Origin of the sequence: Hymenobacter polaris, from assembly GCF_012927305.1 — a bacterium.
GTDB classification, from domain to species: domain Bacteria; phylum Bacteroidota; class Bacteroidia; order Cytophagales; family Hymenobacteraceae; genus Hymenobacter; species Hymenobacter polaris.
In genome coordinates this window covers 1,672-4,578 of the sequence record NZ_JABBGH010000008.1, presented here as the reverse complement: position 1 = coordinate 4,578, position 2,907 = coordinate 1,672, and the positions used below count along the sequence as shown (strand labels likewise).

General features: G+C 54.1%; 1 rRNA gene. It reads right to left on the bottom strand.

The features are described 5' to 3' along the window. Positions 1-2,907, bottom strand: a 23S ribosomal RNA gene (locus HHL22_RS23605).

The following is a 2,907-nucleotide window of genomic DNA, read 5'->3' as shown; positions in this document are numbered from 1 at the left end:
TGGAAGCGTTCGGTTCCTTAGTACCGCTCAGCTATGCTATTTCTAGCTGTACACCTGCGGCCTATTTACGTGATAGTCTCTCACGAACCTTCAATTGGGATATCTCATCTTGAGGGGAGTTTCGCACTTAGATGCTTTCAGCGCTTATCTCGTCCCAGCGTAGCTACCCGGCGCTGCACCTGGCGGTACAACCGGCGCACCAGCGGCTGGTCCATCCCGGTCCTCTCGTACTAAGGACAGGTCCTCTCAAATATCCAACGCCCATCACAGATAGGGACCGAACTGTCTCACGACGTTCTGAACCCAGCTCGCGTGCCACTTTAATCGGCGAACAGCCGAACCCTTGGGACCTTCTCCAGCCCCAGGACGTGACGAGCCGACATCGAGGTGCCAAACCTCCCCGTCGATATGAGCTCTTGGGGGAGATCAGCCTGTTATCCCCGGCGTACCTTTTATCCTTTGAGCGATGGCCCTTCCATATGGAACCACCGGATCACTATATCCGTCTTTCGACCCTGCTCGACTAGTCAGTCTCACAGTCAAGCCCACTTCTACTATTGCGCTCTACATCCGGTTACCAAGCGGATTGAGTGGACCTTTGAAAGCCTCCGATACTCTTTTGGAGGCGACCACCCCAGTCAAACTACCCAGCAGCCACTGTTCTCTGAGCAACTCAGAGTTAGGCATCAGGCACAGCAAGGGCGGTATTTCAACGTTGGCTCCACGAAACCTAGCGGCTCCGCTTCGACGCCTCCCGCCTATGCTACACATGCTATACCCAACACCAATGGCAACCTATAGTAAAGGTGCACGGGGTCTTTCCGTCCCGTGACGGGTACTCGGCATCTTCACCGAGACTACAATTTCACCGAGCTCACGGCTGAGACAGCACCCAAATCGTTACACCATTCGTGCAGGTCGGAACTTACCCGACAAGGAATTTCGCTACCTTAGGACCGTTATAGTTACGGCCGCCGTTTACTGGGGCTTCGATTCAAGCCTTCGCCTTGCGACTAAGCTCCCCTCTTAACCTTCCAGCACCGGGCAGGTGTCAGGCCTTATACGTCCGCTTACGCGTTAGCAAAGCCATGTGTTTTTGTTAAACAGTCGCTTGGGTCTTTTCACTGCGGCTTCTCCATCACTGGAGGAAGCGTCCCTTCTCCCGAAGTTACAGGACCATTTTGCCGAGTTCCTTGGCCGTGATTCACTCGAGCGCCTCAGGATACTCTCCTTGACTACCTGTGTCGGTTTGCGGTACGGGCCGTCAGCAGATACAACGTTTAGCAGCTTTTCTTGACAGTTCTTAGGCACACTATCCGCGTGGCCCGAAGGCCGTGCGGTACTATCACCCTTTCCCTTAGCCGGCGTACTTAACTACCAGCCAAAAAGGTACAGGCTTTAACGAGCACTTCCGTCCGCTCGCGGTGCTTTCATCCCTGTGTCCCTGCATCACTTCTACTAACGGGGGCCGGAATATCAACCGGCTTGCCATCGGGTACACCTGTCGGCTCTCCCTTAGGTCCCGCCTAACCCAATTCCGATTAGCGTTGAATTGGAAACCTTAGTCTATCGGCGAGTGGGTTTCGCACCCACTTTATCGTTACTCATGCCTACATATGCTTTTCTGGCCGCTCCACCATGCCCTGACAGGACGGCTTCGCCGCAACCAGAATGCTCCCCTACCACTTAGTCATACGACTAAATCCAAAGCTTCGGTGCTCGTCTTGATGCCCGCGTATTATCGATGCCCGGTCGCTCGACCAGTGAGCTGTTACGCACTCTTTAAAGGAATGGCTGCTTCCAAGCCAACCTCCTGGCTGTCAAAGCAACTGGACCTCCTTTGTTCAACTTAGACGAAACTTAGGGACCTTAGCTGTTGGTCTGGGTTCTTTCCCTCTCGGCCGGGGACCTTAGCACCCCAGGCCTCACTGCCGTGTATGAATGCTGTGGCATTCGGAGTTCATCAGGATTCGGTAGGCTCTGACACCCCCTAGTCCTATTGGTAGCTCTACCTCCACAGCACCTAACCACGACGCTGTACCTCAATACATTTCGGGGAGTACGAGCTATTTCCTAGTTTGATTGGCCTTTCACCCCTACCCTCAAGTCATCCAAATCCTTTTCAACGGAAACTGGTTCGGACCTCCAGTGCGTGTTACCGCACCTTCATCCTGCTCAAGGGTAGCTCACTAGGTTTCGCGTCTACCCCCCCTGACTACGCGCCCTATTCAGACTCGCTTTCGCTGCGGCTGCGTGTATCCATACACTTAACCTTGCCAGGGAGGAGTAACTCGTAGGCTCATTATGCAAAAGGCACGCTATCACCCCACTAAAGGGCTCTAACTGCTTGTAAGCGCACGGTTTCAGGTTCTTTTCACTCCGGTATTCCCGGTTCTTTTCACCTTTCCCTCACGGTACTAGTTCACTATCGGTCTCTCAGGAGTATGTAGCCTTGGCGGATGGTGCCGCCAGCTTCAGACGGGGTTTCTCCGGCCCCGCCCTACTCAGGATACCACTACCGACCAACACGTCTTTCGCCTACAGGACTCTCACCTTATCTTGTCCGGGTTCCCAACCGGTTCGGCTAGCGTGTTAGTATCAGATGTCGTGGTCCTACAACCCCCAGGTGGCCGTAACCACCCGGGTTTGGGCTCCTCCCCGTTCGCTCGCCACTACTGGGGGAATCATTGTTATTTTCTGTTCCTGCCGGTACTGAGATGTTTCAGTTCCCGGCGTTTGCCCTTCTGCAAAGCAGAAGTCTTGGCTCATCAAGCCAAGGGGTTGCCCCATTCGGAAATCTTGGGATATAACGGGTATGTGCCCCTCCCCCAAGCTTATCGCAGCTTATCGCGTCCTTCTTCGCCTCTGAGAGCCTAGGCATCCTCCGTGCGCCCTTAATTACTTCTA